The 26,139-nt window shown below is 68.6% G+C and carries 27 protein-coding genes; 5 read left to right on the forward strand and 22 right to left on the reverse strand.

Features of this window, described 5'->3' with window-relative positions:
* Position 1: 1 nt before the first annotated feature.
* Both AC5Y4S_RS03290 and AC5Y4S_RS03295 read right to left on the reverse strand, forming a co-directional pair.
* On the reverse strand, positions 2 to 862 hold the full coding sequence (locus AC5Y4S_RS03290; protein WP_500029738.1) for an MlaE family ABC transporter permease: 861 nt from the start codon (positions 860 to 862) through the stop codon (positions 2 to 4).
* 9 nt (positions 863 to 871) lie between these two features.
* Positions 872 to 1,765: an MlaE family ABC transporter permease gene (locus tag AC5Y4S_RS03295; RefSeq protein WP_500029740.1), complete on the reverse strand. Its 894-nt coding sequence runs from the start codon at positions 1,763 to 1,765 to the stop codon at positions 872 to 874.
* A 446-nt stretch (positions 1,766 to 2,211) separates the two neighbouring features.
* Here AC5Y4S_RS03295 and AC5Y4S_RS03300 point away from each other — a divergent pair, with 446 nt between their 5' ends.
* The 5 genes from AC5Y4S_RS03300 to AC5Y4S_RS03320 are packed head-to-tail and all read left to right on the forward strand — an operon-like array spanning position 2,212 to position 6,326.
* Positions 2,212 to 3,171, forward strand: coding sequence for a DUF4129 domain-containing protein (locus AC5Y4S_RS03300; protein ID WP_500029742.1), 960 nt, complete (start codon positions 2,212 to 2,214; stop codon positions 3,169 to 3,171).
* Positions 3,168 to 3,650, forward strand: a complete 483-nt coding sequence (locus tag AC5Y4S_RS03305) for a hypothetical protein (RefSeq protein ID WP_500029744.1) — start codon at positions 3,168 to 3,170, stop codon at positions 3,648 to 3,650. Before AC5Y4S_RS03300 ends, AC5Y4S_RS03305 begins: the two co-directional genes overlap by 4 nt.
* Positions 3,647 to 4,615 carry an AAA family ATPase gene (locus AC5Y4S_RS03310; RefSeq protein WP_068102835.1) on the forward strand — a complete coding sequence of 323 codons (969 nt, stop codon included), beginning with the start codon at positions 3,647 to 3,649 and terminating at the stop codon, positions 4,613 to 4,615. The genes AC5Y4S_RS03305 and AC5Y4S_RS03310 overlap by 4 nt, the downstream gene beginning before the upstream one ends.
* 5 nt (positions 4,616 to 4,620) lie before the next feature.
* Positions 4,621 to 5,880, forward strand: coding sequence for a DUF58 domain-containing protein (locus AC5Y4S_RS03315; RefSeq protein ID WP_500029747.1), 1,260 nt, complete (start codon positions 4,621 to 4,623; stop codon positions 5,878 to 5,880).
* On the forward strand, positions 5,877 to 6,326 hold the full coding sequence (locus AC5Y4S_RS03320; protein ID WP_500029749.1) for a hypothetical protein: 450 nt from the start codon (positions 5,877 to 5,879) through the stop codon (positions 6,324 to 6,326). Before AC5Y4S_RS03315 ends, AC5Y4S_RS03320 begins: the two co-directional genes overlap by 4 nt.
* A 12-nt stretch (positions 6,327 to 6,338) precedes the next feature.
* On the opposite strand, the gene nuoN is transcribed toward AC5Y4S_RS03320, so the two are convergent.
* From nuoN to AC5Y4S_RS03420, 20 genes are all read right to left on the reverse strand, one after another.
* Positions 6,339 to 7,919 (reverse strand): NADH-quinone oxidoreductase subunit NuoN, encoded by a 1,581-nt coding sequence (nuoN, locus tag AC5Y4S_RS03325; protein ID WP_500029751.1) that lies wholly within the window; start codon positions 7,917 to 7,919, stop codon positions 6,339 to 6,341.
* Positions 7,916 to 9,484 (reverse strand): NADH-quinone oxidoreductase subunit M, encoded by a 1,569-nt coding sequence (locus AC5Y4S_RS03330; protein ID WP_500029753.1) that lies wholly within the window; start codon positions 9,482 to 9,484, stop codon positions 7,916 to 7,918. Before AC5Y4S_RS03330 ends, nuoN begins: the two co-directional genes overlap by 4 nt.
* 64 nt (positions 9,485 to 9,548) lie before the next feature.
* Positions 9,549 to 11,435, reverse strand: coding sequence for an NADH-quinone oxidoreductase subunit L (gene nuoL / locus AC5Y4S_RS03335; RefSeq protein WP_500029758.1), 1,887 nt, complete (start codon positions 11,433 to 11,435; stop codon positions 9,549 to 9,551).
* A gap of 12 nt (positions 11,436 to 11,447) precedes the next feature.
* Positions 11,448 to 11,747 (reverse strand): NADH-quinone oxidoreductase subunit NuoK, encoded by a 300-nt coding sequence (nuoK, locus tag AC5Y4S_RS03340; protein WP_007168303.1) that lies wholly within the window; start codon positions 11,745 to 11,747, stop codon positions 11,448 to 11,450.
* On the reverse strand, positions 11,744 to 12,529 hold the full coding sequence (locus tag AC5Y4S_RS03345) for an NADH-quinone oxidoreductase subunit J (protein ID WP_500029761.1): 786 nt from the start codon (positions 12,527 to 12,529) through the stop codon (positions 11,744 to 11,746). Before AC5Y4S_RS03345 ends, nuoK begins: the two co-directional genes overlap by 4 nt.
* Complete coding sequence (nuoI, locus tag AC5Y4S_RS03350; protein ID WP_500029765.1) at positions 12,526 to 13,071, reverse strand: NADH-quinone oxidoreductase subunit NuoI; 546 nt, start codon at positions 13,069 to 13,071, stop codon at positions 12,526 to 12,528. The genes AC5Y4S_RS03345 and nuoI overlap by 4 nt, the downstream gene beginning before the upstream one ends.
* On the reverse strand, positions 13,064 to 14,323 hold the full coding sequence (gene nuoH / locus AC5Y4S_RS03355) for an NADH-quinone oxidoreductase subunit NuoH (protein ID WP_500032106.1): 1,260 nt from the start codon (positions 14,321 to 14,323) through the stop codon (positions 13,064 to 13,066). The genes nuoI and nuoH overlap by 8 nt, the downstream gene beginning before the upstream one ends.
* An 8-nt stretch (positions 14,324 to 14,331) precedes the next feature.
* Positions 14,332 to 16,827, reverse strand: coding sequence for an NADH-quinone oxidoreductase subunit G (locus AC5Y4S_RS03360; RefSeq protein WP_500029768.1), 2,496 nt, complete (start codon positions 16,825 to 16,827; stop codon positions 14,332 to 14,334).
* A 7-nt stretch (positions 16,828 to 16,834) separates the two neighbouring features.
* Entirely contained in the window at positions 16,835 to 18,169 is a 1,335-nt protein-coding gene (gene nuoF / locus AC5Y4S_RS03365) for an NADH-quinone oxidoreductase subunit NuoF (RefSeq protein WP_500029774.1), read from the reverse strand.
* On the reverse strand, positions 18,169 to 18,927 hold the full coding sequence (nuoE, locus tag AC5Y4S_RS03370) for an NADH-quinone oxidoreductase subunit NuoE (RefSeq protein ID WP_500029776.1): 759 nt from the start codon (positions 18,925 to 18,927) through the stop codon (positions 18,169 to 18,171). The genes nuoF and nuoE overlap by 1 nt, the downstream gene beginning before the upstream one ends.
* Entirely contained in the window at positions 18,924 to 20,222 is a 1,299-nt protein-coding gene (gene nuoD / locus AC5Y4S_RS03375) for an NADH dehydrogenase (quinone) subunit D (RefSeq protein ID WP_500029779.1), read from the reverse strand. Before nuoD ends, nuoE begins: the two co-directional genes overlap by 4 nt.
* Complete coding sequence (locus AC5Y4S_RS03380) at positions 20,222 to 20,950, reverse strand: NADH-quinone oxidoreductase subunit C (RefSeq protein WP_500029784.1); 729 nt, start codon at positions 20,948 to 20,950, stop codon at positions 20,222 to 20,224. Before AC5Y4S_RS03380 ends, nuoD begins: the two co-directional genes overlap by 1 nt.
* Positions 20,947 to 21,501: a NuoB/complex I 20 kDa subunit family protein gene (locus AC5Y4S_RS03385; protein WP_500029787.1), complete on the reverse strand. Its 555-nt coding sequence runs from the start codon at positions 21,499 to 21,501 to the stop codon at positions 20,947 to 20,949. The genes AC5Y4S_RS03380 and AC5Y4S_RS03385 overlap by 4 nt, the downstream gene beginning before the upstream one ends.
* 8 nt (positions 21,502 to 21,509) lie before the next feature.
* Positions 21,510 to 21,887, reverse strand: coding sequence for an NADH-quinone oxidoreductase subunit A (locus AC5Y4S_RS03390; RefSeq protein WP_068138774.1), 378 nt, complete (start codon positions 21,885 to 21,887; stop codon positions 21,510 to 21,512).
* Positions 21,888 to 22,150: 263 nt separating this feature from the next.
* Entirely contained in the window at positions 22,151 to 22,552 is a 402-nt protein-coding gene (locus tag AC5Y4S_RS03395) for an Rv3143 family two-component system response regulator (protein WP_068175606.1), read from the reverse strand.
* A gap of 29 nt (positions 22,553 to 22,581) precedes the next feature.
* Positions 22,582 to 23,118 carry a YceI family protein gene (locus AC5Y4S_RS03400; RefSeq protein ID WP_500029791.1) on the reverse strand — a complete coding sequence of 179 codons (537 nt, stop codon included), beginning with the start codon at positions 23,116 to 23,118 and terminating at the stop codon, positions 22,582 to 22,584.
* 34 nt (positions 23,119 to 23,152) lie between these two features.
* Complete coding sequence (locus AC5Y4S_RS03405; RefSeq protein ID WP_500029794.1) at positions 23,153 to 23,554, reverse strand: nuclear transport factor 2 family protein; 402 nt, start codon at positions 23,552 to 23,554, stop codon at positions 23,153 to 23,155.
* An 11-nt stretch (positions 23,555 to 23,565) separates the two neighbouring features.
* Positions 23,566 to 23,907 carry a DUF6285 domain-containing protein gene (locus AC5Y4S_RS03410; protein ID WP_500029797.1) on the reverse strand — a complete coding sequence of 114 codons (342 nt, stop codon included), beginning with the start codon at positions 23,905 to 23,907 and terminating at the stop codon, positions 23,566 to 23,568.
* Positions 23,904 to 24,902, reverse strand: coding sequence for a phosphotransferase family protein (locus AC5Y4S_RS03415; RefSeq protein ID WP_500029800.1), 999 nt, complete (start codon positions 24,900 to 24,902; stop codon positions 23,904 to 23,906). The genes AC5Y4S_RS03410 and AC5Y4S_RS03415 overlap by 4 nt, the downstream gene beginning before the upstream one ends.
* On the reverse strand, positions 24,899 to 26,137 hold the full coding sequence (locus tag AC5Y4S_RS03420; RefSeq protein ID WP_500029804.1) for an acyl-CoA dehydrogenase family protein: 1,239 nt from the start codon (positions 26,135 to 26,137) through the stop codon (positions 24,899 to 24,901). Before AC5Y4S_RS03420 ends, AC5Y4S_RS03415 begins: the two co-directional genes overlap by 4 nt.
* Between the last annotated feature and the right edge of the window lie 2 nt (positions 26,138 to 26,139).

Below are 26,139 nucleotides of genomic sequence, written 5' to 3' on the forward strand. Positions count from 1 at the left end.
ACTATCCCGATATCCGAATGCCAGGGCTGTTGCCCCAGAACAACAACGTCAGCACCATGTCCGCGGCGACCACGGTGACGATGCTGGCCCGGATGGCCCGGCCCGAGGCCCGCCCGACACCTTCGGGACCACCGCTGGCGTAGTAGCCCTGATAGCAGTGGATGGCGATGATCAGCGTCACGAAGATGGCGGCCTTGAGCACCGAGAACACCACGTCGCTCGGCTGGATGAACGAGTCGAAGTAGTGGTAATAGGTGCCCGACGACTGTCCGTGCAGCACGTTGACCACCATCGCGCACGACGCGTAGCTCAACGCGAGCGTCACCACGTACAGCGGGACGATGGTGATCATCCCCGCGATCACCCGGGTGGTGACCACGAACGGGACCGACTGAATGCCAAGGGCTTCCAGCGCGTCGATCTCCTCCGAGATCCGCATGGCGCCGATCTCCGCGGTCATGCGGCACCCGGCCTGGGCCGCGAAGCCGATCCCCGCGATCATCGGCGCCATCTCGCGGGTGTTCGCGTACGCGGAGACGAAGCCGGTCAGCGGGCCCATGCCGACCATGTCGAGGGCCCCATACCCTTCGACCCCCACCGAACCGCCGACCGCCGCGCCCATGAACACCAGCACGCCGATGGTGCCGCCGCCGACGATCAGCGACCCGTTTCCCCAGATCATGTCGACCAGCAGCACGCCGGTCTGGTGCCGGTAGCGCTTCAGCGTGTGCGGAATCGCGCCGAGCACCTGGGCGCCGAAGGTGACCTGGTGGCCGAGGCGCTGGACGAGCGAATCTCCCCGGCGCGCGAACCATCGCGGGGCCCGCAGCGGCGTGGGTACGTATCGAGCCGGCTCTGTCATCGGCGGCCGTCAGCCCACTCGCAGCGGCATGGACATCGACAGCCCCTGCGTGATCACCAGGTTGATAACGAACACCGAGACGATGCCGATGACCACGGAGGCGTTGACCGCATCGGCCACGCCCCGGGCGCCGCCCTTGGTCTCCAGCCCGCGCTGGCAGGCCACCAGGATCACGATCACGCCGAACAGCCAGGTCTTGAGGACGGCCACCACGACGTCGTTGACGCTGGCGAAGGACGCGAACGACGCGATGTAGCTGCCCGGGGTGCCGGACTGGAAGCCGACGTTGATCGCGTAGCCCGCCGCCAGCCCCATGAAGATGATGAAGGAGCACAGCACCGGCGCCACGATGACGATCGCGGCCAGCCGGGGGGTGACGAGCCGCTGCACCGGGTTGATGCCCATCACGCGCAGCGCGTCGACCTCCTCGCGAATGGTGCGGGCGCCGAGATCGGTGGCCACCGCCGAACCGGCCGCGCCGCCCAGCAGCAGCGCCGCGACGACCGGCGCACCCTGCCGGATCACCCCGAGGCCACCGGCCGCGCCCGACACCGACGAGGCGCCGACCTGCTGGACGAAGTTGCCCACCTGCACCGCCACGATGACCCCGAACGGGATGGACACCAGCAACGCGGGTATCGCGGTGACGCTGATGATGAACCAGGCCTGGTTGATGGTGTCCCGCCAGGGGTGGCGCAACCGGATCAAATCCGTGAGCAGGTACCTGAAGGACTGGGCGGCCAGGTCGAAGAAGCGGCCCAGCGTCTGCATCGAGGAATCGAGCTGGCGCAGGACGTATCGGAAGGGTTTGCCCAGTGCCGTGCCGGTCCGGGAGCCCGTCGGCGCCGCGATGGCGGCCTCCGGGACCGCTCGGCCGTCTTCCGGTTGGTCAGGCGTCTCCACCGCCTGACTGGGGGCAGGCCCGCCGTTTGTGATGGTGCCGGCGTCGGCGTCGATACAGGCGACTGCGTCGCCTTCGGTCTCAGTCGGTGGTTCAGCCGCTGTCGCGTTGTATACGGCGGTCAACGGCGGGTCCCTCCTTAATCGCTGCCACGGGTTCTCAGCCAATCAAAGATTGGGGGCTTGGTCGACGTGCGTCCAATAGTCGCACCGAGTACGCGGGTTGTACCGGCGGTAGCAAGAGTGTGACGTACGCCACAATCCGTTGAAGTTGCACACCGTGAGCGGCGGCGGTTCTGGCCTGTGGACAAAGCCGCAACCGAGGTCCGTCCCGGGGTCGGGGGCGCGCGTCGGCGCCGGCGTCGTTCCTGGCGGGATGGCCGCTTGACGTGCCAGTATGAACCAAGACAGAGCCGCAACCGCGTACACAACCGGTCGGGTGGTGCCCCTTGCCCGTTATGAAGCCCGGTATTGACAAGCCGACGGGGCGCGTGGTTGCCCTGATCGTCCTGTTGATCTTCGCCGCCGCCGCGCTGCGGGGGTACTTCCCGGCCCAAGGCCATGCGGCTCATGCGGAGCCGGGCGGCGGCCGGGCGGCCCTGCTTTTCGTCATCGCGGCCCTCGGTGGGGCGCTCGCGCTGCTGGCGATCGCGGTCATCGCGCGGCTGCGGGATCCGCGCGCGCCGGCGCCCGCTCAGGCGGACCTGTCCGACCTGCTCGGCACCGGCAAGGGCCGGCCGAGCTGGCGCGTGCTGCTGATCGGACTGGTGCTGATCGTGGCCTGGCTGCTGATCGTGACCCTGCTGGTCCGCTACCTGGTGCCGCACCACGCCAATCCGTCGGCCCCCACCCAAGTCCCTGCCGCGCAGCCGTCGGCGCCCCCCAACGGCCCGGGGACCACCCAGCGGCCGCCGGGCCATGGTTCGGGGGACATGTTCGGTGTCCTGCTGGCCGGCACGATCCCGATGATGCTGGTGATCGTCGCCGGGACGCTGATCATGGCCCGGCGGCGGTGGCGGGCGCCCCGACCCGTCATTGCGGCCGACGATCGCATCGAATCGCCGGCACCGGAGCCGCCGTCGGAGTCGCTGGCCCGTGCGGCCGAAGTCGGGCTGGCCGAGATCGGGGACCTCAACCGCGAACCCCGTGAGGCGATCATCGCGTGCTACGCGGCGATGGAACGCGAGCTCGCCCGCGTGCCCGGCGCTGCCCCGCAGGACTTCGATACGCCGACCGAGGTACTGGTTCGGGCCGTCGAACACCATGCGCTGCACGCCGAGAACGCGGAGCGGCTGGTCAACCTGTTCGAGGAGGCGCGTTTTTCCCCGCACGTGATGAACGAGGGGCATCGCGAGGTGGCGGTCGATGTCCTGCGGCTGGTCCTGGCCGAGTTGCGGAGCCCGGTATGAAAAGGCTTATCGTCCTGGGTGTTTGCCTCGTCGTGGGGATCGAGCTGCTGGCGTTGACGCTGCACGGCCACCGCTTCCTGTTGGCCGCCTCCGGTGTCGGCCTGGCCCTGGTGCTGCTCAACGTTCGCCGTTACGTGGGGCGCGGCAACGAACCCGCGGCCGAGCCGGACTACGACGAACTGGGGGATTCGTTGCGCCGCTGGCTTTCCACCACTGAGACGACGATCCGGCGGTCGGATTCCACCCGGGCGGACTGGGACCGGCATCTGCGCCCCATGCTCGCCCGGCGCTACGAAATGACCACGGGGCACAAGCAATCCAAGGACCCCGCGACGTATCACGCCAGCGGCCGAATGCTTTTCGGCCCGGAACTGTGGGAATGGGTCAATCCGAACAACGTCGCGCGCACCGGTGACCGTGAACCCGGGCCCGGCCGCGGGGTGCTGGAGGAGATTCTGCGAAAGTTGGAGCAAATATGACGCTGCCGGTCGCGACCACCACCGCACGCTGCGAGGCTGTCCTAGACGAAATCGAACGGGTGGTGGTGGGGAAGCGCTCGGCGCTGACGCTCATCCTGACCGCGGTGCTCGCGCGCGGCCACGTGCTCATCGAGGACCTGCCCGGCCTCGGCAAGACGCTGATCGCGCGGTCCTTCGCCGCCGCGCTGGGGCTTCGATTCACCCGGGTGCAGTTCACCCCGGACCTACTGCCCGCGGACCTGCTCGGCTCGACGATCTACGACATGCAGTCCGGCAACTTCGCGTTCCGGTCCGGACCGATCTTCACCAACCTGTTGCTCGCCGACGAGATCAACCGCACGCCGCCGAAGACCCAGGCGGCCCTGCTGGAGGCGATGGCCGAAGGCCAGGTGAGCATCGACGGCGAAACCCACAAGCTGCCAACGCCGTTCATCGTCCTGGCGACCGACAACCCGATCGAGTACGAGGGCACGTATCCGTTGCCGGAGGCGCAGCTTGACCGGTTCGCGATTCGGCTGGAACTGCGATACCTCTCCGAGCGCGACGAGACCTCGATGCTGCGCCGCCGGCTCGAACGTGGCTCGGCCGAGCCGACGGTCAACCAAGTGGTGGACGGGCACGACCTGCTGGCGATGCGCGAATCGGTCGAGCAGGTGACCGTGCACGAGGACGTCCTGCACTACGTCGTGTCGCTGGCCACCGCCACCCGGCACCACCCGCAGGTCGCCGTCGGCGCCAGCCCGCGCGCCGAACTCGACCTGGTTCAACTCGCCCGCGCGCGGGCGTTGTTGCTCGGACGCGACTATGTGATCCCCGAGGACGTCAAGGCGCTCGCCGTCGCGGCCGTCGCGCATCGCATCACCCTGCGGCCAGAGATGTGGGTCCGCAAGATCCAGGGGGCCGACGTGGTCGGGGAATTGCTACGACGCTTGCCGGTGCCCCGAACGAGCGGGGGACACGGTTGACCCCGATGGGCACCGAAGTCGAGTTCCGTTGGCGCGCATCGCCGTTGACCCTCTCGATCGCGACCTGCGCCGGGGTTGCGCTGGCCGCCGCGGTGATCGGCGCACGCTGGCAGCTGCTCGCGTTCGCCGCGCCGCTGCTGGGTGTGCTGTGTTCGATCAGCTGGCAACCCGCGGTGCCGAAGATCCGCGTGCACGGAGCGCCCGATTCGCAGCGATGCTTCGAAAACGAACAGGCGCGGGTGCGCATCTGGCTGACCCGGGACGACGGCAACGGGCCCGCGGCGGTGGAGCTGACCGTGCCGCCCGTCGCGGGCATGCAGCTCGAAGCGCTCGACGCCGATTCCCCGCACGCGAAAACCGTTGCGGCAACGGCACAGCGCTGGGGCCGCTACCCCGTGCGGGCCCGGGTCGAGGTGCTGGCGCGGGGCGGGCTGCTGACGGGGACGGGCACCGTCGACGCCGCCGATGTGATCGTGTTCCCGCTGACGCCCCCGCAGTCGACACCGATCCCGCAGATCGAGTTGCTCGACCGGCTGGGTGCGCACCTGACCCGCCACATCGGCCCCGGTGTGGAGTACGCCGACATCCGCCCCTACGTGCCCGGTGATCAGCTGCGGGCGGTGAACTGGGCGGTGAGCGCGCGCCGGCGTCAGCTGCACGTGACCCAGCGATTGACCGACCGCGCCGCCGACGTGGTGGTGCTGATCGACACGTATCGCCAACCCGCGGGCCCGGCAACCGAAGCCACCGAACGCGTCGTGCGCGGCGCCGCGCAGGTGGTGCAGACCGCGCTGCGGCACGGCGATCGCGCGGGGATCGTCGCCCTGGGCGGCAACCGCCCGCGCTGGCTGGGCGCCGACATCGGACAGCGCCAGTTCTACCGGGTGCTCGACACCGTCCTGGGCGCCGGCGACCGATTCGAAAACACCACCGGCACACTGGCGCCGCGCGCCGCGGTTCCCGTGGGTGCGATCGTCATCGCGTTCTCCACGCTGCTCGACACGGAATTCGCGCTGGCCCTGATCGACCTGCGCAAGCGGGGCCACGTCGTGATCGCCGTCGACATCCTCGACAGCTCGCCCTTCGAAAGCCAGCAGGATCCGCTGATCGACCGGATGTGGGCGCTGCAGCGCTCGGCCATGTATCGCGACATGGCGACGGTCGGTGTCGACATCGTGGCGTGGCGAGGTGACAGCACGCTCGACCAGTCGATGGCCGTCCTGCCCGACCGCCGCCATCGCGTCCGGGGACGGCTGCGGGCATGAGCCCGATCGCGCGTCCCGCAACACTGGGCATCTCAACGGTTTTCGGCGCACTCATGGTGGGGCTGGCGTCCTTCGGGTCGCACGGGCCCGCGGTCGTCGCGGGCGTGGCGGCCGCCGTCGCGGTGGGTGTCTCGGTGGTTTTCCGACCGGCGGCGACGGTCGCCGTGCTGCTGTCGGTGGCGACCATCCTGGCGTCGGACCCCTCGCTCGTCTTCGCCGCCTGGTCCGGCCTGTGCGCGGTCGCCTATCTGGTGTGCCGGCACGCGGTCGGGACGGCCGCCGGCGGCGTCATGTGGAGCTGGCCGACCGCCGTTGCCGCCGTGGGCTTTATGTTCGCGGGCCTGGTCGCGACGGCCTTCCCGCTGCAGCTGCCGTGGTTGCCGCTGGCCGCGCCGGTCGGGGTACTGGCGATCTACGTGCTGGCCACCCGCCCGTTCGTGAGCTGACGCGGGGGATTTCTAGTGCAGCAGCTGGGCCGCCTGGTCGGCCAGATCCAGCAGCTGTTGCGGGAAGATCCCCAAAAGCACTGTGACGGCGGCGCATACCGCGATCGCGATCTTGCTCAGGATGCCGGGCTCCACCACGTGCGGGGTGTCGTCGGTCGCTTCGGTGAAGAACATCGACACGATGACGCGCACGTAGAAGTACGCGGCCACACCGCTGGCGATGACGCCGATGATGACCAGTGGCACGGCGCCGCCCTGGGCGGCGGCCTTGAACACCGCGAGCTTGCTGACGAATCCGCTTGTCAACGGGATGCCGGCGAAGGCCAACAGGAACATCGAAAACATCACGCCCACAATGGGAGAGCGCTGCCCGAGCCCGGCCCAGTGTGAGATCTTCGCGTCTTCGACGCCGTCGGCGTTGCGGATCAGGCTCACGATGGCGAACGCGCCCACGGTGCTGAAGCTGTAGGCGACCAGATAGAACAGCGTGGCGGACAGGCCGGCCGTGTTGTCGGCGATCACGCCGGTGAGGATGAAGCCCACGTGCGCGACCGAGGAATAGGCCAGCATCCGCTTGACGTCGGCCTGGTTCACCGCCGTCACGGTGCCCACGGCCATGGTCAGGATCGCAATCGCCCACAGCACCGGGCGCCACTCGTGGTGCAGCGGGGGCAGCGCTACGTAGACCACGCGCAGCAGCGCGCCGAACGCCGCCACCTTGGTGGCCGCCGCCATGAACCCCGTGATCGGGGTGGGCGCGCCCTGGTAGACGTCGGGAATCCAGGAGTGGAACGGGACGGCGCCCACCTTGAACAGCAGGCCGACCGACAGCAGCGCGACGCCGATCAGCGCCATCGAGCTATCGCCATGGGCGGCAAGGGCATCCCGGATCCCGGGCAGCAGCAGCGTGCCCGTCGCGCCGTAGAGCAGCGCGACGCCGTAGAGGAAGAACGCCGAGGAGAACGCGCCCAGCAGGAAGTACTTCATCGACGCTTCCTGGGACAGCAGGCGGCGATGCCGGGCCAGCCCGCACATCAGGTACAGGGGCAGCGACAAGACTTCCAGCGCGACGAACATCGTCAACAGGTCGTTGGACGCGGGGAACACCATCATGCCGCCGACCGACAGCATCACCAGCGGGAAAAGCTCGGTCTGCGCGGCCCCGGCCCGCTCGGCCTCGCGCTCGGCCTCACCGCCGGGAACCGCGGACGCCTGCGGCGTAAAGGAATCCAACCCGCCCGAGCCCACCTTCGCGGCGGCCTTGCTCTCGGCCTTGGCTTGGGTCCGCTCGCCGATGAAGATGACCGCCAGCACCGCGACCAGCAGCACCGTGCCCTGCAGGTACAGCGTCGGCCGGTCGATGGCCACCGCGCCCAGCACGGCGGTGCGACCGGACGCGGGAATCGACTCGGCGACTTCCACGTCCGCCACCAGCGCCGCGATCAGGCCGCCGAGGGCCAGCGTCATCTGGGCGTAGTAGCGAATCCGCCTGGGCAGGAAGGCCTCGACGAGGATGCCGACGACCGCGACGGAGAAGACGATCAGCATCGGGCACAGCAGGAAGTACTCGACGCTTGGGGTGGGCAGGGTCATCGGTGCGGTCCTTCGGCGGTCCGGGGCGGCACGCTCGGCGCTGGGTCATGCTGGCCGATGGTGGTCATGGTGTTCTCGACGGCGGGGTTGATGATGTCGAGCACCGGCTTGGGATAGACGCCCAGCACGAACAGCAGCGCGAGCAACGGTGCCACGACGACCAATTCGCGCGCCCGCAGGTCGGTGATCCGGTCGTTGCCCTCGGCCACCGGTCCCGTCATCATCCGCTGGTAGAGCCACAGCATGTAGATGGCCGCGAGCACCAGGGCGGTCACCCCGAAGGCGCCGGCCAGCCAGTACCGGTTGAAAGTGCCCAGCAGGACGAGGAATTCGCTGACGAACGGCGCCAGCCCGGGCAGCGACAGGGTGGCCATGGCCGAGACGAGGAACGTGCCGGCCAGGATCGGTGCGACCTTCTGGACGCCGCCGTAGTCGGCGATCGCCCGGCTGCCGCGCCGCGTCACCAGGAATCCCGCGATCAGGAACACCGCGGCGGTGGAGATTCCGTGGTTGAGCATGTAGAGCGTCGACCCGCTCTGCCCCTGGCTGGTCATGACGAAGATGCCGGCGATGATGAACCCGAAGTGCGAGATCGACGTGTAGGCGATCAGGCGCATCATGTCGGTCTGGCCGATCGCCACGATTGCGCCGTAGATCACGCCGATGATGGCCAGCGTCACGATCGCCGGACGGAAATACGTTGAGGCGTCGGGGAACAGCTGTAGGCAGTAGCGCAGCATGCCGAAGGTGCCGACCTTATCCATCACGGCCGTAATCAGCACCGCCGTCGCCGGGGTGGCCTCGACGCAGGCATCGGGCAGCCAGCGGTGCAGCGGCCACAGCGGGGCCTTGATCGCGAACGCGAACATGAAGCCCAGGAACAGCGCCTTGAACACCGCCGGATCGGTGCCGTAGCGGCCCGATGCGACGCCGGCCACGATGTCACGGAAGTCGAAGGTGCCCGAGCCGTGTTGCGCGGTGACCACGTACAGCCCGATGACCGCTGCCAGCATGATCAGGCCACCGAACAGGTTGTAAAGCAAGAACTTCACCGCTGCGCGCGACCGGCCGGAACCCTGCCCGAAGCCGCCGATCAGGAAGTACATCGGCACCAGCATGGCCTCGAAGAAGACGTAGAACAGCAGCACGTCCAGCGCGACCACCGAGATCAGCACCATCGCCTCGATGGCCAGCGTGAGCGCGACGTAGGCGTGCACGCTACGGGTATTCGCCTGGGTGCCCTTGTTGCCGTCGTTCCACCCGGCCACCTGCAGCAGCGGGATCAGCACCGCGGTCAGCAGCACCAGCACCACCGCGATGCCGTCCACGCCGAGCGAGTAGCCCGCGCCAAACGCCGGTATCCACCGGTGGCTTTCGACGAACTGATAGGTGGGACCGCCGGCCTTGAAGCCGACGGCGACGACGATTGCCACCGCCAGCGTCAGCACGCCGACGACCAGGCCGGTCCACTTGGCGAGCTGTCGCAGCCCCGGGGGCAGCAGGATGATCAGCAGGGAGCCCGCCAGCGGCAGCAGCCACAGGACGCTCAGCCACGGTACGTTCATAAGCGCCGCTCCTCCTCATCGCTTCGCTCTGCATCGTCGCCGGCGCGGTTAAGAAAACTTCCGCTCACCACACCCTCACCGCCAGGATCAGTGCGGCCACCAGCACGGCGCCCGCGAGCATCGACAATGCGTAGTTGCGGGCGAAGCCGGTTTGGAAGCGCCGCAGGCCGTTTGACGTCCGGCTCACGAGCGCGGCCAGGGCGTTGACCGAGCCGTCGACGCCGGCGTTGTCGACCTCGACCAGTGCCTCGGTCAGCTGCGCCCCGGGGCGCATGAACACCTCCTCGTTGAGCGCGTCGCCGTAGAGGTCGGCGCGCGCGGCGGTCGTGAGGGCCGAGACCCGCACCGGGGCGACCCGCGGGACGGGCGCGGTGGCGTACATCCGGTAGGCCACCGCGATACCGACGGCGACGACGCCCAGCGCCACGACGGTGGTGACCCAGGCCGGCAGGGCGTGAGCGGATTCCTCATGCACCCCGACGACGGGCTCGAGCCAGCGCTGCAGGGCGCCGCCCCACCACAGCAGGAAGCCGGAGAACACGGAGCCGACGGCGAGCAAGATCATCGGCCACGCCATCACGGCCGGCGCCTCGTGCGGATGCGCGTTGGGGGCCCAACGCTTTTCACCGAAGAAGGTCATCAGCATGACCCGGGTCATGTAGAACGCGGTGACACCGGCGCCCAGCAGCGCGGCGCCGCCCAGCACGTAGCCGCGGGTGTCCCCGGTGGATAGCGCCGCCTCGATGATCTTGTCCTTGGAGAAGAAGCCCGCGAACGGCGGCACGCCGATGATGGCCAGGTATCCCAGCCCGAACGTGGCGAACGTGATCGGGAGGGCCTTGCGCAGGCCGCCGTAGCGGCGCATGTCCTGTTCCTCGTGCATCGCGTGGATGATCGACCCGGACCCGAGGAACAGGCCGGCCTTGAAGAAGCCGTGGGTGAGCAGGTGCATGATCGCGAAGGCGTAGCCCGCCGGGCCGAGGCCGGCGGCCAGCACCATGTAGCCGATCTGGCTCATCGTCGACGCCGCCAGGGCGCGCTTGATGTCGTCCTTGGCGCAGCCGATGAACGCCCCGAACAGCAGGGTGACGGCGCCGACGATGACGACGCCCAATTGCGCTCCGGGCGAAAGGTTGTAGAGCGGATTGGACCGCACGATCAGGTACACGCCGGCGGTCACCATGGTGGCCGCGTGGATCAGGGCGGACACCGGCGTCGGGCCTTCCATCGCGTCGCCGAGCCACGCCTGCAGCGGAACCTGCGCGGACTTGGCGCAGGCGCCCAGCAGCAACAGCAACCCCATCGCGGTTACCGCGCCGCTCGAAGCCGAAGGCGCGCCCGCGAACACCCCGCCGTACGACAGCGTGCCGAAGGTGCTGAACATCAAGAACATTCCCACCGCCAGCCCGGCGTCACCGACCCGGTTCATGACGAACGCCTTCTTGGCCGCGGTGGCGGCCGACGGCTTGTGGTACCAGAAACCGATGAGCAGGTAGGAGGCCAGGCCGACGCCCTCCCAGCCGACGTAGAGCACCAGGTAGTTGTCGGCGACCACCAGCAGCAGCATCGAGGCCAGGAACAAGTTGAGGTAGCCGAAAAACCTTCGGCGATCCGGGTCTTCGGCCATGTAGCCGACCGAGTAGATGTGGATCAGCGACCCGACCCCGGTGATCAGCAGCACGAAGCACATCGACAGCTGGTCGATCTGCAGCCCGACGTCGACCTGGAGTTGCCCGACGGGGATCCAGGTGAACAGCTTCTGGTGGATGGCGCGGTCGGCCTCGCCGCGGCCGAGCATGTCGGCGAGCAGCGTCGCGCCCACCCCGAACGCCGCGAGCGCGGTGGCGCAACCCAACAGGTGGCCCCAGGCGTCGGTGAGCCTGCCCCCGAACAACAAGATCGCGGCACCCGCCAACGGCAGCGCCACCAGCAGCCAGGTGTAGTCAGTCATCTCGGCGTTCTTTTAGCCTTTGAGTAGGTTCGCGTCGTCGACGGAAGCGGATTTGCGGGCACGGAAAATCGTCATGATGATGGCCAGGCCGACGACGACCTCGCACGCGGCCACCACCATCGTGAAGAACGCGATCATCTGTCCGTCGAGGTGGCCGTGCATTCGCGCGAACGTGACGAACGCCAGGTTGACGGCGTTGAGCATCAGCTCCACGCACATGAACATCACGATGGCGTTGCGGCGCAACAGCACCCCCGACGCCCCGATGGTGAACAGCAGCGCCGAAAGGTAAAGGTAGTTGGCCGGATTCACGACGCACCGCCCCTGACCGCTTCGGTGGAGCGCGGCGCTGCGACGTCTCCGCCGTCGGCGCCGCGGATCCGCAGGATGGGGGACACCGACAACTCCGAGTACGAGCCGTCGGGCAGCAGCGCGGCGACGTCGACCGAGTTGTGGCGCGCGTAGACGCCCGGGTTGGGCAGCGGGGTGGGGCGGCCGCCGGCCCGGAAGCGTTCTTCGGAAAGCTCGCGCTGGGTCTTGCGCCGCTCGAAACGTTCCCGGTGCGCCAGCACCATCGCGCCGACCGCCGCGGTGATCAGCAGGGCGCTGGTCAGCTCGAAGGCCCACAGGTAACGCGAAAAGATCAGCGCGGCCAGGCCTTCCACGTTGCCGCCGGAATTGGCGGTGGTGAGCCCGAGAAACCCTCCGGTCGCCACGTTGCCGATGCCGGCCAGCAGCAGGATCCCGAACCCGAGGCCGGTGATCACCGCGGCCACGCGCTGGCCGCGCAGCGTCTCCTTCAGCGATTCCGCGGAGTCGACACCGATCAGCATCAGGACGAACAGGAACAGCATCATCACCGCGCCGGTGTAGACGACCACCTGAACGACACCCAGGAACAGCGCGTCCTGGATCATGTAGAACACCGCCAGGATGATCATGGTCATCGCCAGGAACATCGCCGAGTACACGGCGTTGACGGCGAGCACCACCCCGAGCGCGCCGATCAACGCCACGGCGCCCAGCACCCAGAACGTGACCGCCTCGCCGGTGGAGGTGCGAACGATGGTCTCCGAGGCGAGCGTTGCGATCATCGGGTGTCTCCCGCGTTCTCGCGCGCCCGCAATCCCTCAGCGGTGACGTTGCCCTGGTAGTAGTCCTTGTCGGTGGCGCCGGGCGCCCTCGGGTGCGGCGGCGGGGTCATGTCGGGGAGCAGGGGGGCGAGCAGCCGGTCCTTCTCGTAGATCAGGTCGGCGCGGTTGTCGTCGGCCATCTCGTAGTCGTTGGTCATGGTCAGCGCCCTGGTCGGGCAGGCCTCGATGCACAGGCCGCAGCCGATGCAGCGCAGATAGTTGATCTGGTAGACCCGGCCGTAGCGTTCCCCGGGCGAATACCTCAGCTCCTCGGTGTTGTCGGCGCCCTCGACGTAGATCGCGTCGGCGGGACACGCCCAGGCGCACAGCTCGCACCCGATGCACTTCTCCAGCCCGTCGGGATACCGGTTGAGTTGGTGGCGCCCGTGGTAGCGCGGCGCGACCGGGCCCGGCTTTTCCGGATACTCCTCGGTGACCCTCTTCTTGAACATCGACGCGAACGTCACGCCGAATCCTGCTACGGCGTCGAAGAATTTAGGCACGTGCTTTCTCCTTGCTCGCGCCGACTTTCTGCGCCGGCAGCGGCGGTGTTGGGAAGGCCGGCTCGGTGGCCTGGGGGGCTGGGATTTCCCCGCCCTCGCGGCGCAGCTCGCGCTCCATCGCGCGAATCATCGGCGTGCTGAACGGTTTTCGCAACAGCAGCACGAGCGCCACGGCGAAGACCAGGCTGCTGACCACCAGGATCGGCGTCCAATGCGCGTACCCCTGGTTGCGCGCGGTGCGGATCACCGCTGCGATCAGCACCCACACCAGCGAGGCGGGGATCAGCAGCTTCCAGCCCAGCGCCATGAACTGGTCGTAGCGCAGGCGGGGCAGTGAGGCTCGCAGCCACATATAGATGAACAGGAAGGTCCACATCTTGGCGGTGAACCAGAGCACCGGCCACCAGCCGGTGTTGGCGCCCGCCCACATGTTCAGCGGCCAGGGCGCATGCCAGCCACCGAAGAACAGGGCCGTGGCCAGCGACGAGACCGTCATCATGTTGACGTACTCGGCCAGCATGAACATCGCGAACTTCAGCGACGAGTACTCGGTGTGGAATCCGGCGACGAGCTCACCCTCGGCCTCGGGCAAATCGAATGGCGCCCTGTTGGTTTCACCGACCATCGAGATGAGGTAGATCACGAAGGACGGCAACAGCAGGAAGACGTACCAGACGCGGTCCTGTGCGCCGACGATCTGCGACGTCGACATGGAGCCCGCATAGAGGAACACCGCGGCGAACGACAGCCCCATCGCCACCTCGTAGGAGATGACCTGCGCGGTGGAGCGCACCCCGCCGAGCAGCGGGTAGGTGGACCCCGACGCCCAGCCGCCCAGCACGATGCCGTACACCCCGATTGCCGACAGGCCGAGGATGAACAGCACCGCCACCGGAAGATCGGTCAGCTGCAACGGCGTGCGGTGGCCGAACACCGACACCACCGGACCGAACGGGACGAACGCGAACGCGGTGAACGCCGGAATCGTCGAGATGACCGGCGCCGTAAAGTACACGAACTTGTCGACGCCGCCCGGAGTGATGCTCTCCTTCAGCGCCAACTTGATCCCGTCGGCCAGGCTCTGCAGCGCGCCCCATGGGCCCGCCCGGTTCGGTCCGGGCCGCAGCTGCATCCAGCCCAGGATCTTGCGTTCTAGCAGGATCGCGAGCAGCACGTTCAGCATCAGGAAGACGAAGATGGCCAGCGCCTTGCCGAGCACCAACCACCACGGGTCGTGTCCGAAGGCGGACAAGGGGACCGTCATTTGCGCCGCTCCTCCTCATCGCTCCGTCCCCCTCGCCGCTGCGCGGCTGGGGGCACCCCCAGTGCATCGTCGCCGGCGGTGCCCACTCCGATCTCGACGACGCTCCCGACGGTTACGCCCAACTTCCGGTGCACCGCCGAACCCGGCGAGTTCAACGGAAGCCACACCACCCGGTCGGGCATGTCGGTGATGGCCAGCGGCAACATGATCGAGCCACGCGGCGTGCTGACCGTGACGTTGTCACCGTCGGCCGCGCCGATCTCGGCGGCGGTTTCGGCCGACAGCCGCACGACGGGCTTGCGGGCGGTACCCGCCAAATGCGGTTCGCCGTCCTGCATTCGGCCCTCGTCGAGCAGCAACCGCCATCCCGCCAGCACGGCCTGACCTTGCCCGGGAGTGGCCGGTTCCGACGCCGCGACCTGCGGGTCGGCGACATGTCCGCCGTCCCAGGCGCCGAGTGCGGCGAGTTCCTCGCGGGCCGCCTCGACGGTGGTCGTTCCCAGGTAGACACCCATCTCGTCGGCCAGCGTGTCCAGCACCCGGTGGTCCGACTGGCCGGCCTCGCCGCTGGTGCCGCGCAGCGCCGGCGCGAACGCGCGGTAGCGCCCTTCCCAGTTGACGAAGGCGCCGGACTTCTGGGTCGTCGGCGCGACCGGGAACACCACGTCGGCGCGTTCGGTGACGGGGCTGTGCCGCAATTCCAGGCTGACGATGAATCCGGCAGCGTCCAGCGCGGCCAGCACCGCCTCCGGGTCGGGGAAGTCGTTGGGTTCGATGCCGCCGACCAGCAGCGCCGCGAGGGACCCGTCGGCGGCGGCGGCCAGGATGCCTTCGGCGTCCCGCCCAGGGGCAGAAGGCAATTCGTCGACGTTCCACGCGGCGGCGACCTGCGCGCGGGCGGCGTCGTCGGCGACGGGGCGGCCGCCGGGCAGCAGCGTGGGCAGCGCGCCGGCTTCCAGCGCGCCGCGTTCACCGGCGCGGCGCGGCACCCAAGCCAGCCGGGCACCGGTGGCCTCGGCGACTCGCGCCGCGGCGGACAGGCCGCCGGGCACCGTGGCCAGGCGCTCGCCGACCATGATGACGGCGCCCGGCTTCGAGAGCAGCTCGCCCGCTTCGCCGGTGGCGAGCCCGTCCAGCGCGGCGGCCTCGGCGCCGGGAACGGTCTTGACCAACCGGCCCTTCATCTTCGTCAGCGCCCGGGTCGCGAACGGCGCGATCGCGTACACGGGCAGTCCGTGCTTGCGGGCGGCCTTGCGCAACCGCAGGAACACGATGGGCGACTCGTCCTCCGGCTCGAAGCCGGCCAGCACCACCACGGGCGCCGACTCCAGGTCCGAGTAGCTCACGGTCACCGGCCGGCCGGCGACGCGGGCGGCCAGGAAGTCGGCCTCCTCGGCGGAGTGCGGGCGGGCGCGGAAGTCGATGTCGTTGCTGTCCAACGTGATTCGGGCGAACTTGCTGTACGCGTAGGCGTCTTCCCAGGTCACCCGGCCGCCGACCAGCACGCCGGTGCGCCCGCGGGCCGCTTCGAGTCCCTCGGCCGCCGCCACGATCGCGTGCGACCAAGACGCCGGCTGCAGCGTGCCGTCGGCGTCGCGGATCAGGGGAGTGGTGATGACGTCCGGCTGGGTCGCGTAGTTGAACGCCCACCGGCCCTTGTCGCAGTTCCACTCCTCGTTGACTTCGGGGTCGTCGCCGGCCAGCCGCCGCAGCACCTTGCCGCGGCGGTGGTCGGTGCGCTGCGCGCACCCCGAGGCGCAGTGTTCGCACACGCTCGGGCTGGAGACCAGGTCGAACGGGCGGGCCCGGAAGCGGTACGCGGTGCCGGTCAGCGCCCCCACCGGGCAGATCTGCACCGCGTTGCCCGAAAAGTACGAGTCGAACGGCTCATTGGCGTAGATGCCGACCTGCTGCAGGGCCCCGCGCTCCTGCATGTCGATGAAGGGGTCACCGGCGATCTGCTCGGAGAACCGCGTGCAGCGGGCGCACAGGATGCAGCGCTCGCGGTCCAGCAGCACCTGCGAGGAGATGTTGATCGGCTTGGCGAACGTGCGCTTGACGTCGGTGAACCGGGATTCGGCGCGGCCGTTGGACATTGCCTGGTTCTGCAGCGGGCATTCGCCGCCCTTGTCGCACATCGGGCAGTCCAGCGGGTGGTTGATCAGCAACAGCTCCATCACGCCGTGCTGCGCCTTGTCCGCGGCCTCGGACGTCAGCTGGGTGCGCACCACCATGTCGTCGGTGGCCACCGTGGTGCACGACGCCATCGGCTTGCGTTGTCCCTCGACCTCGACCAGGCACTGGCGGCACGCTCCCACCGGGTCCAGCAGCGGGTGGTCGCAGAACCGGGGGATCTGGACGCCCATCAGCTCGGCCGCGCGAATCACCAAAGTGCCCTTGGGAACGCTGATCTCGGCGCCGTCGATGGTTAATGTCACCATGTCCGGCGGACGTACCCCGTCGCCGGATTCGGTTTTAGCCGCACTCGTCATCGGCGGGTCAGGCCTTTCCGTTCGCGCTCAGCATGGAATCCCGGGGGTCGAACGGGCAACCGCCGCCCTCGACGTGGGCGACGTACTCGTCGCGGAACAGCTTGATCGACGACATCACCGGGCTGGCGGCGCCATCGCCCAACGCGCAGAACGACTTTCCCAGGATGGTGTCGGAGATGTCCGACAGCTTGTCGATGTCCTCGAGCGTGCCCCCGCCGGTTTCCAGCCGCTCGTAGATCTTGTCCAGCCAGAACGTGCCCTCGCGGCACGGCGTGCACTTCCCGCACGATTCGTGCTTGTAGAACTCGGTCCAGCGGCGTACCGCGCGCACCACACACGTTGTCTCGTCGAAGATCTCGAGCGCCTTGGTCCCCAGCATCGAACCGGCGGCGCCCACGCCCTCGTAGTCCAGCGGCACGTCGAGGTGCTCGTCGGTCAGCAGCGGCGTCGACGATCCGCCGGGAGTCCAGAACTTCAGCCGGTGCCCGGCCCGCACCCCGCCGGCGTATGCGAGCAACTCGCGCAACGTGATTCCCAGCGGGGCCTCGTACTGGCCGGGCCGGGCCACGTGCCCGGACAGCGAATACAGCGTGAAGCCGGGCGACTTCTCGCTGCCCATCGAGCGGAACCACTCGACGCCGTTGAGGATGATCGGCGGGACGCTGGCGATGGTCTCGACGTTGTTGATCACCGTGGGCGATCCGTAGAGGCCGGCCACCGCGGGGAACGGCGGGCGCAGCCGCGGCTGGCCGCGGCGGCCCTCCAGCGAGTCCAGCAGCGCGGTCTCCTCGCCGCAGATGTAGGCGCCGGCCCCGGCGTGCACCACCAGCTCCAGGTCGAAGCCGGAGCCGTTGATGTCGCGGCCCAGGTAGCCGGCGGCGTAGGCCTCGGCCACCGCGTTCTGCAGCCGGCGCAGCACCGGCACCACTTCCCCGCGCACGTAGATGAACGCGTGGCTCGCCCGGATCGCGTAGGAGGCGATGATGACGCCCTCGACGAGCAGGTGCGGCGTCGCGAACATCAGCGGAATGTCTTTGCACGTACCGGGTTCCGACTCGTCGGCGTTGACCACCAGGTAGTGCGGCTTGGCGGCCGGGCCGCTGTCGCCCTGCGGAATGAACGACCACTTCGTCCCCGTGGAGAAGCCCGCGCCGCCGCGCCCGCGCAGCCCGGAGTCCTTGACGGCCCCCATCACCTCGTCGGGATCCATCGCCAGCGCCTTCTGCATGGCCTGGTAGCCGTCGTTGCGGCGGTAGGTCTGAAGGGTCCACGACTCGGGATCGTCCCAATAGCGGCTGATCACCGGAGTCAACGGCGTCGCCTGCGCGCCGGCAGAGGCCATCAGTCTTCCTTCCCGGGGGCCGGCGGCGCCTCCATGCCGAGTTCCCTGGCCACCTTCAGCCCGGCCAATGTCGCGGCGCCTGCGCCGCCCTGGCCCTCGTCGGGGCGCTCGTCGGGCAGGCCGGCCAGGATGCGCGACGTCTCGCGGAACACGCACAGCGGAGCGCCGCGGGTCGGCGCGGCGGGCTTGCCCGCCCGCAGCGAGTCGACCAGTTCGCGCGCCGAGCCCGGCGTCTGGTTGTCGAAGAACTCCCAGTTGACCATCACCACCGGCGCGTAGTCGCACGCCGCGTTGCACTCGATGTGCTGCAGGGTGACCGACCCGTCGTCGGTGGTCTCGTCGTTGCCGATGCCCAGATGCTCCTTGAGGGAGTCGAATATCGCGTCGCCGCCCATAACGGCGCACAGCGTGTTGGTGCAGACGCCGACCAGGTAGTCGCCGGTGGGGCCGCGGCGATACATCGTGTAAAAGCTTGCGACGGCGGACACTTCGGCGCCGGTCAGCCCGACCTGCTCGCCGCAGAACTCCAGGCCCGCCGGCGTTATATAGGAGTCTTGCGCCTGCACCAGGTGCAGCAACGGCAGCAGCGCCGAACGCTTGTCGGGGTAGCGGCCGATGATCTCCTTGGCGTCGACCTCGAGGCGCGCCCGCACCTCGGGCGAATACGACTGCGGCGCACCCTCGGTCACGAACGCGTTGGGTTCCCCGGGCGGCGGTCCGAGCCGGATGAACACCGGCTGGCCCTGCGGCCCGGTCATCGGTCCACCCCGCCCATCACCGGGTCGATGCTGGCGACCGCGGCGATCAGGTCCGCGACCATCCCGCCCTCGCACATCGCGGCGACGGACTGCAGGTTGGTGAAGGACGGGTCCCGGTAGTGCACCCGGTAGGGTCGGGTGCCGCCGTCGCTGACCATGTGCACGCCGAGCTCGCCGCGCGGCGATTCCACCGCGACGTAAACCTGGCCGGCCGGAACGCGAATGCCCTCGGTGACCAGCTTGAAGTGGTGGATCAGCGCCTCCATCGAGCTGCCCATGATCTTCGCGATGTGCTCGGGCGAGTTGCCCATGCCGTCGGGCCCCACCTTCAGGTCGGCGGGCCAGGCGATCTTGCGGTTCTCGACCATCGTCGGGCCCGGTCGCAGCTTGTCCAGACACTGCTCCACGATCTTGATCGACTCCCACATCTCCTTGACGCGAATGATGTAGCGCCCGTATGCATCACAACCGTCGTCGGTGATCACGTCGAACTCGTAGTTCTCGTAGCCGCAGTAGGGTTCGCTCTTACGGAGGTCGTGCGGCAGCCCGGTGGCGCGCAGAATGGGGCCGGTGATGCCCAGCGCCATGCAGCCGGTCAGGTCCAGGTAGCCCACGCCCTCGGTACGCGCCTTCCAGATGGCGTTTTCGTTGAGCAGCTCGCCCATTTCGCGCAGCGGCTGCTTCAACTGCTCGAGGGCCTCGGCGATCTCGGTTTCGGCGTTGGGCGGCAGGTCCTGCGCGACGCCGCCGGGCCGGATGTAGGCGCTGTTCATCCGCAGGCCGGTGATCGATTCGAACAGGTTCAGGACGATTTCGCGCCCCCGGAAGCCGACGAACATCGGGGTCATCGCGCCCAGTTCCATGCCGCCGGTGGCCAGCGCGACCAGGTGCGACGAGATCCGGTTCAGCTCCATCATCATCACCCGGATGACGTTGACCCGCTCCGGTATCTCGTCGGTGATGCCGAGCAGCTTCTCCACGCCCAGGCAGTAGGCGGTCTCGTTGAAAAACGGTGACAGGTAGTCCATTCGGGTCACGAAGGTGACGCCCTGGGTCCAGTAGCGGTATTCGAGGTTCTTCTCGATCCCGGTGTGCAGGTAGCCGATTCCGCACCGGGCCTGCGTGACGGTCTCGCCCTCGATCTCCAGGATCAGCCGCAGCACGCCGTGCGTGGACGGGTGCTGGGGCCCCATGTTGACGACGATGCGCTCGCCGGGGTCCGCGTTGCGGGCGGCGTCGACGATCTGGTCCCAGTCCTGACCGCCGGCGACCAGAACCGTTTCAGCTTGAGTCATTAGTTGTAGCCCCTGCGTTCGTCGGGCGGCGGTATCTGTGCGCCCTTGTACTCGACCGGAATGCCGCCCAGCGGATAGTCCTTGCGTTGCGGGTGCCCGTGCCAGTCGTCGGGCATCTCGATCCTGGTGAGCGACGGGTGGCCGTCGAAGATGATCCCGAAGAAGTCGTAGGTTTCCCGCTCGTGCCAGTCGTTGGTGGGGTAGACCCCGTACAGCGAAGGGATGTGCGGATCACTATCGGGCGCAGCCACTTCCAGCCGCAGCCGACGGTTGTGGGTGATCGACTGCAGCGGGTAGACGGCGTGCAGCTCCCGGCCCGTCTCGTGCGGGTAGTGCACCCCGTTGACGCCCAGGCACATCTCGAACCGCAGGTCGGGTTCGTCGCGCAGCCGCTGGGCGACCTGCGGCAGCAGATCGCGGCGGACGTGCAGCGTCAGCTCGTTGCGGTCGACCACGACCTTCTCGATCGCGTCGTCGAATTCGATGCCGTTGCGGCCCAGCGCTTCCGCCAGCTTGTCGGCGATGTCGTCGAAGTAACCGCCGTAGGGCCGGGGGCTGCTGCCCGGCAGCGTGATCTCGCGCACCAGCCGCCCGTAACCGGAGGTGTCGCCGGTGCCGCGCACCCCGAACATGCCGCGACGAACGTCGATCACTTCTTCGTCGGCCGTCGGGACGGATCCCCCCACTTCGCTGGCCGCTACCGTCGGGTCGTGGTCGGGAGAGCTCATCGCAGCAGTCCGCGCATCTCGATCGTGGGCGTGACCGCCAACGCGGCCTGTTCGGCTTCGGCGATGGCCTCTTCGCGGTTGACGCCCAGCGGCATCTGTTGAATCTTCTCGTGCAGCTTCAGGATTGCGTGCAGCAGCATCTCCGGGCGGGGCGGGCAGCCGGGCAGGTAGATGTCGACCGGGACGACATGGTCGACGCCCTGCACGATCGAGTAGTTGTTGAACATTCCGCCCGACGACGCGCACACGCCCATGGCCAGCACCCATTTCGGCTCGCCCATCTGGTCGTAGATCTGGCGCAGCACCGGGGCCATCTTCTGGCTGACCCGGCCGGCCACGATCATCAGGTCGGCCTGCCGAGGCGTCGCCGAGAACCGTTCCATGCCGAACCGCGCGATGTCGAACCTCGGTCCGGCGGTTGCCATCATCTCGATCGCGCAGCACGCCAGCCCGAACGTCGCCGGCCACAGCGAGTTCTTGCGGACGTAGCCGGCCACCTTCTCGACGGTGGACAGCAGGATGCCACCGGGCAGCTGTTCTTCCAGGCCCACTCTTTACCTCAATCCCATGTCAGGCCGCCGCGGCGCCACACGTACGCGTAGGCCACGAAGACCGTGAGCATGAACACCACCATTTCGACCAACGCGAAGGTCCCGAGCGCGTCGTAGCTAACGGCCCAGGGATACAAGAACACGATTTCGATGTCGAAGACGATAAACAGCATTGCGGTCAGGTAATACTTCACCGGGAACCGCTGCCCGGCCGTCGCGTGCGGGCCGCTCACCGGGGATTCGGTGGGCTCGATCCCGCATTCGTAGGCCGCCAGCTTCGACTTGTTGTAGCGCCTCGGCCCGGCCAGGCTCGCGATTCCGACCGAGCCGACGGCAAAGGCGGCGGCAATCCCGCCGAGTACCAGGATGGGTATGTAGACGTTCAACTCGCTCCATGATCCGTCGTAATGCGGCCGCCTTCTCGACTGAGCGGGCGGCCGGGCGGTGACCGGGCTGCTGTGACGAACCGGGTCTGTGGCCCGTCACAGTGACTTTCAACATAGCGTCGTTGGCGTCGGCGCACGTGCTCGGGGTGGTGCTATTTGCCCGGTTTTAACGTCCCCGCATTCGGGCGAGTCGTCGCGGGGGTGCTGAGCACCCGCCCACACGGTCTACGGTTCCGTGTCGGCGCAGGTGAGAGCGGTGATTGCTAGTGAGCGGGGGCGCGGAGCAAGCCGAGCACCGTGCGGCCCAGCACGATGGGGTCCAGCGGATGCGGTACGGCGGCGTCGGCGCGCGACCAGCTGGCCAGCCACGCGTCGTCGCGGCGGCCGGTGAGCACCACGATCGGCGGGCAGGTCTCGAGTTCGTCCCTGAGCTGTTTGGCGATGCCCATGCCGCCGGTGGGCGTCGCCTCGCCGTCGAGAATGGCCAAGTCGATGCCGCCCTCGTCCATCGTGCGGATCACCATGGGGCCGGTCGCCACCTCGACGTAGGTCAGCTCGGGGAGGTCCGGGTGCAGGTGCTTGCCCAACGCGCGCATCACCCGTTCGCGGGTTTCGACGTTGTTGCTGTAGACGAGGATCCGCAGGGCGCTGCTGGAGTCGGGCACGCTCAGATGGTACTGGTGGCGCGCAAGCCCTACCGGGTTGCCCGAACGAAGACCGCCTGCGCCGCCGCCGTTGCCGTCGCGGCGACCATGCCGAACCTGTTCCAGCCCAGGTCGAATTGGGACCGGTCGACCTTCGTTTCGCCCGAGATCCGAATCGAACCGTCCTCCAGCTCGGTGATCGTGACGGGCAGCGCCAGCGGCGCGGTGACGCCCTTGATGGTGAAGCTGGCGCGAAGTTCCGCGGCGTTGCCCTTGGTTGGGTGCACTCCGGTGACGACGACGCTGATCTCTGGGAAACGCTCGACGTCGAAGAAGTCGGCCGAGCGCAGGTGCTTGTCGCGGCGGCCGATGCCGGTGGACAGCGACGAGGCCCGGATGTCGACGCGGCCGAAAACGGCGCCCTTGCCGGTGAGCTGTCCGTCGCCGCTGAACTCGCCGAAGCGGCCCTTGACGTTCAGCAGGCCCCAGAAGTTTCTGACCTTGAAGGTGATGGTCGAGCGATCGGGATCCAGGCTCCACACGCCGGCCAGGTCGGGATCGCTCAGCAGTGTCTCCAGTGTCGTCATCGTCCCCCCTTCTGACTCGTGGCAAATCTAGCCGTTAGGCGAGCAACGGCGCGATCTCGACGGGGTCGAAGTATTCGTCGATCCGATCGATGAGCCCGTCGGCGCCCACCCTGATCACGATGCAGACCCGCATGGAGATCGATTGGCCGGCATGGCCGGTGGCGTGCAGGATGTGCTGCTGGACGAAGCCCGCGACGGAGCCGTCATCGAAGACCCGCCGGTCGAGGATTTCGTAATGGCGCTCGGTGGTGGCGGTGATGAACCAGTCGATGACCCGCATCGCCCGGGCCTTGTCGTTGTCGCGGCGCGCGCCGGTGCGCCAGACGGCGATGTCGTTGCTCCACAGTCGATCGACCGCGGGCACGTCGGTGTTCTCGATCGCCGCGAACAGGCGGTCGGCCACGTCGACGACGGTCTGCTGGGAGGCTGCGGGCATAGGGGCTCCTATTAGTCCGATTGCTCGTATCCGGGATGCGCGATGGCCAGGCGACGCCGGACCAGGGTGCGCAGGCAGGCGGTGACGTCGTTGGCGCGGTCGTCCAGCTCGCCGGACCGGATCGCGGCGGCAAGCTCTTCCTCGTCCGCGAAGCCCAGGCCGGCCAGCGCCGCGCCGGCCTCCGCCTCGCTCTCGTCAAGCAGTTCGCGCTCGACGATGCGCAGCGCGTTCGCGGCGACCCTGGCGTGGAAGTTGACCTGCCCGGTGGTGGCCTCGCGGACGTCGGTTTCGAGGAACTCGGCCACCGCGGCGACGAGCTCGGCCGCCAGCGGGCGGCCGTATGCGCCGATCACGCTGGCGCTCCTTCCAGCAGGTCGAGCAGGTCCCATTCCGTCTCGCAGACCCGGCGCCCGATCGTCGCCAGCTCCACCGAGCGGAACTCGCCGCTCAGGTGCCGCTCGGCCTGGTAGCGGCAGATGACACCCCAGCGCAGTGTGGCCAGCACCAGCCACCAGTGAAACGCCACCCGGTCGACGCCGGCGGCACCGGCCTCCTCGTAGGCGCGGAGAAAGGCCTCGATGCTGCCGAGGCCGCCGGCGGCCAGGCCGGCCGGGGCGCCGAACCGCCAGGCCCGGATGCAGAACCAGGCCAGGTCCTCGTACGCCTCGCCGAGGTGGACCAGCTCCCAGTCCAGGACGGCGGCCAGGTCGGACCCGTCGACGATGAGGTTTCCCATCCGGTAGTCGCCGTGCACCAGAACGGGGCTCGACGGCTCGGATTTTTGCGGCCGGTTCGCCTCGAGCCAGCGAAACGCCCACTCGAAGGTGGCGGTGGTGTCGCCCATGGCGTCGAGCCGCTCGCGCCACTGCGCGAGTTGGTCCTCGTGTGCCAGGCCGGGAATGTCCGGATCGGCGCGATGGATGGCGGCCAGCGCCCGCGCGCACTGCTGCAGCAGGCGGGTGCGGCCCGCGTGGCCGTCGGTAGCGTCGAGCTGGCGCTGGATGCGCCGGACGATGGTCTCGCCGCCGATCGCGTCGCAGATCAGGAACGGATTGCCCAGGGCGGCAACCGAATCGTCGGCGACCAGGATGTGGGGGACCGGCGCACCGGCCGCCGCGGCCGCGGCCTGGGCGCGTGCTTCGAGCTCCATGCCGGCGTGCACGTCGTCGGGCGGGCCGGTGCGCAGGATCAGCGAACGGCGTTGCTCGCCCGCGACGGCGTCGAACGCCCACGTGGTGCGGCTGGCGCCGCCGGTCAGCGCCCGCAGGTTCTCGATCACCGGGCTCGCGCCGAGCGCCGGCGCCAGCACCCGGGCCAGCTTGCCGGCCAGTTCGCCGTTGTCGGTCACTTGTGGCCAAACTTGAACAGCCGCTGCGCCACCCGCCGGATCTGGATCTCCTCGGCGCCCTCGGTGATCCGGTAGCGGCGGTGATGGCGGTAGATGTGCTCGAACTGCTCGTGGCGGCTGTAGCCGAGGCCGCCGAAGACCTGCATGGCCCGGTCGGCCGCGTCGCAGACCAGCCGGTTGGCGCGGTAATTGGCCATCGACACCTTGTCCGAGACCTCCATGTGGTGGTTGCGGTCCAGATGCCAGGCCGCGTATTGCACCAGCAGCCGCACCATCTGGGCCTCGGTCTGCAGCTCGGCCAGCGGCCACTGCACGGCCTGGTTGACCGACAGCGGCTTGCCGAAAACCATGCGGCTGCCGGCGTATTCGGCGGCACGGTCGATGCAGTATTGGGCGGCGCCCAGGCTGCTCGCCGCCTGCCGGATCCGGTTCTCGTGCAGGAACGTTTGCGCGACTTCCAGGCCGCGGTCGACTTCGCCGAGCACCCCGTCGGCGGGGACCCGCACGTCGGTCAACTCGACCTCGCCGTGGTCGGTGGGCATGTTGAACGTCCACCAGTAGTAGGGGACACGGAACCCGGGCGCATCCGTCGGGACGAGAAACGCGGTGATGCCCAGCGCGGCCCCGGGCTCGCCGGAGGTGCGCGCGAAGATCAGGTCGTGGGTGGCCCGGTGCACCCCGGTGTTAAACCGCTTCGAGCCGTTGAGCACCCACCCGTCACCGTCGCGTTCGGCGCGGGTTTCCAGCCAGGTCGCATCGGAGCCGTGCCGCGGCTCGGTCAGCCCGAACGCCATCGACCGTTCCCCGGTGATCAACGCCTCCGACCAGTCGCGGCGCTGCTCGTCGGTGCCGAAGCGCTCCATCATGATCACCTGGGGGAAATTCCCGACGATCGACGACTCGTTCTGCAGGTCGTTGTGCAAACCAAGGCCCTTGTGCGCCAAGTGTTCCCGAATGACCGCCATGTCCAGGTTGGTGCCGTCGCGGCCGCCCAGCGACGTCGGCAGGCCGTAGCGCAGCCAGCCTGCCTTGTCGGCGCGCCTGCGCATCTCGGCGAGCAGATCCTCCCACTCGCGTGACGGGATGCCGTCGTTCTCCCAATCGGTGCGAGCATGCTCGCGGCGATGGTCGAAATACTGGATGTTGTCACGTTCCAGCGGCTTGATCTCCGACTCGATGAACGCATCCATCTCGGCGAGCACTCCCGGAAGATGTTCTGGCAGAGTGAAATCCACGG

The organism is Mycobacterium sp. NGS64 (genome assembly GCF_059812245.1).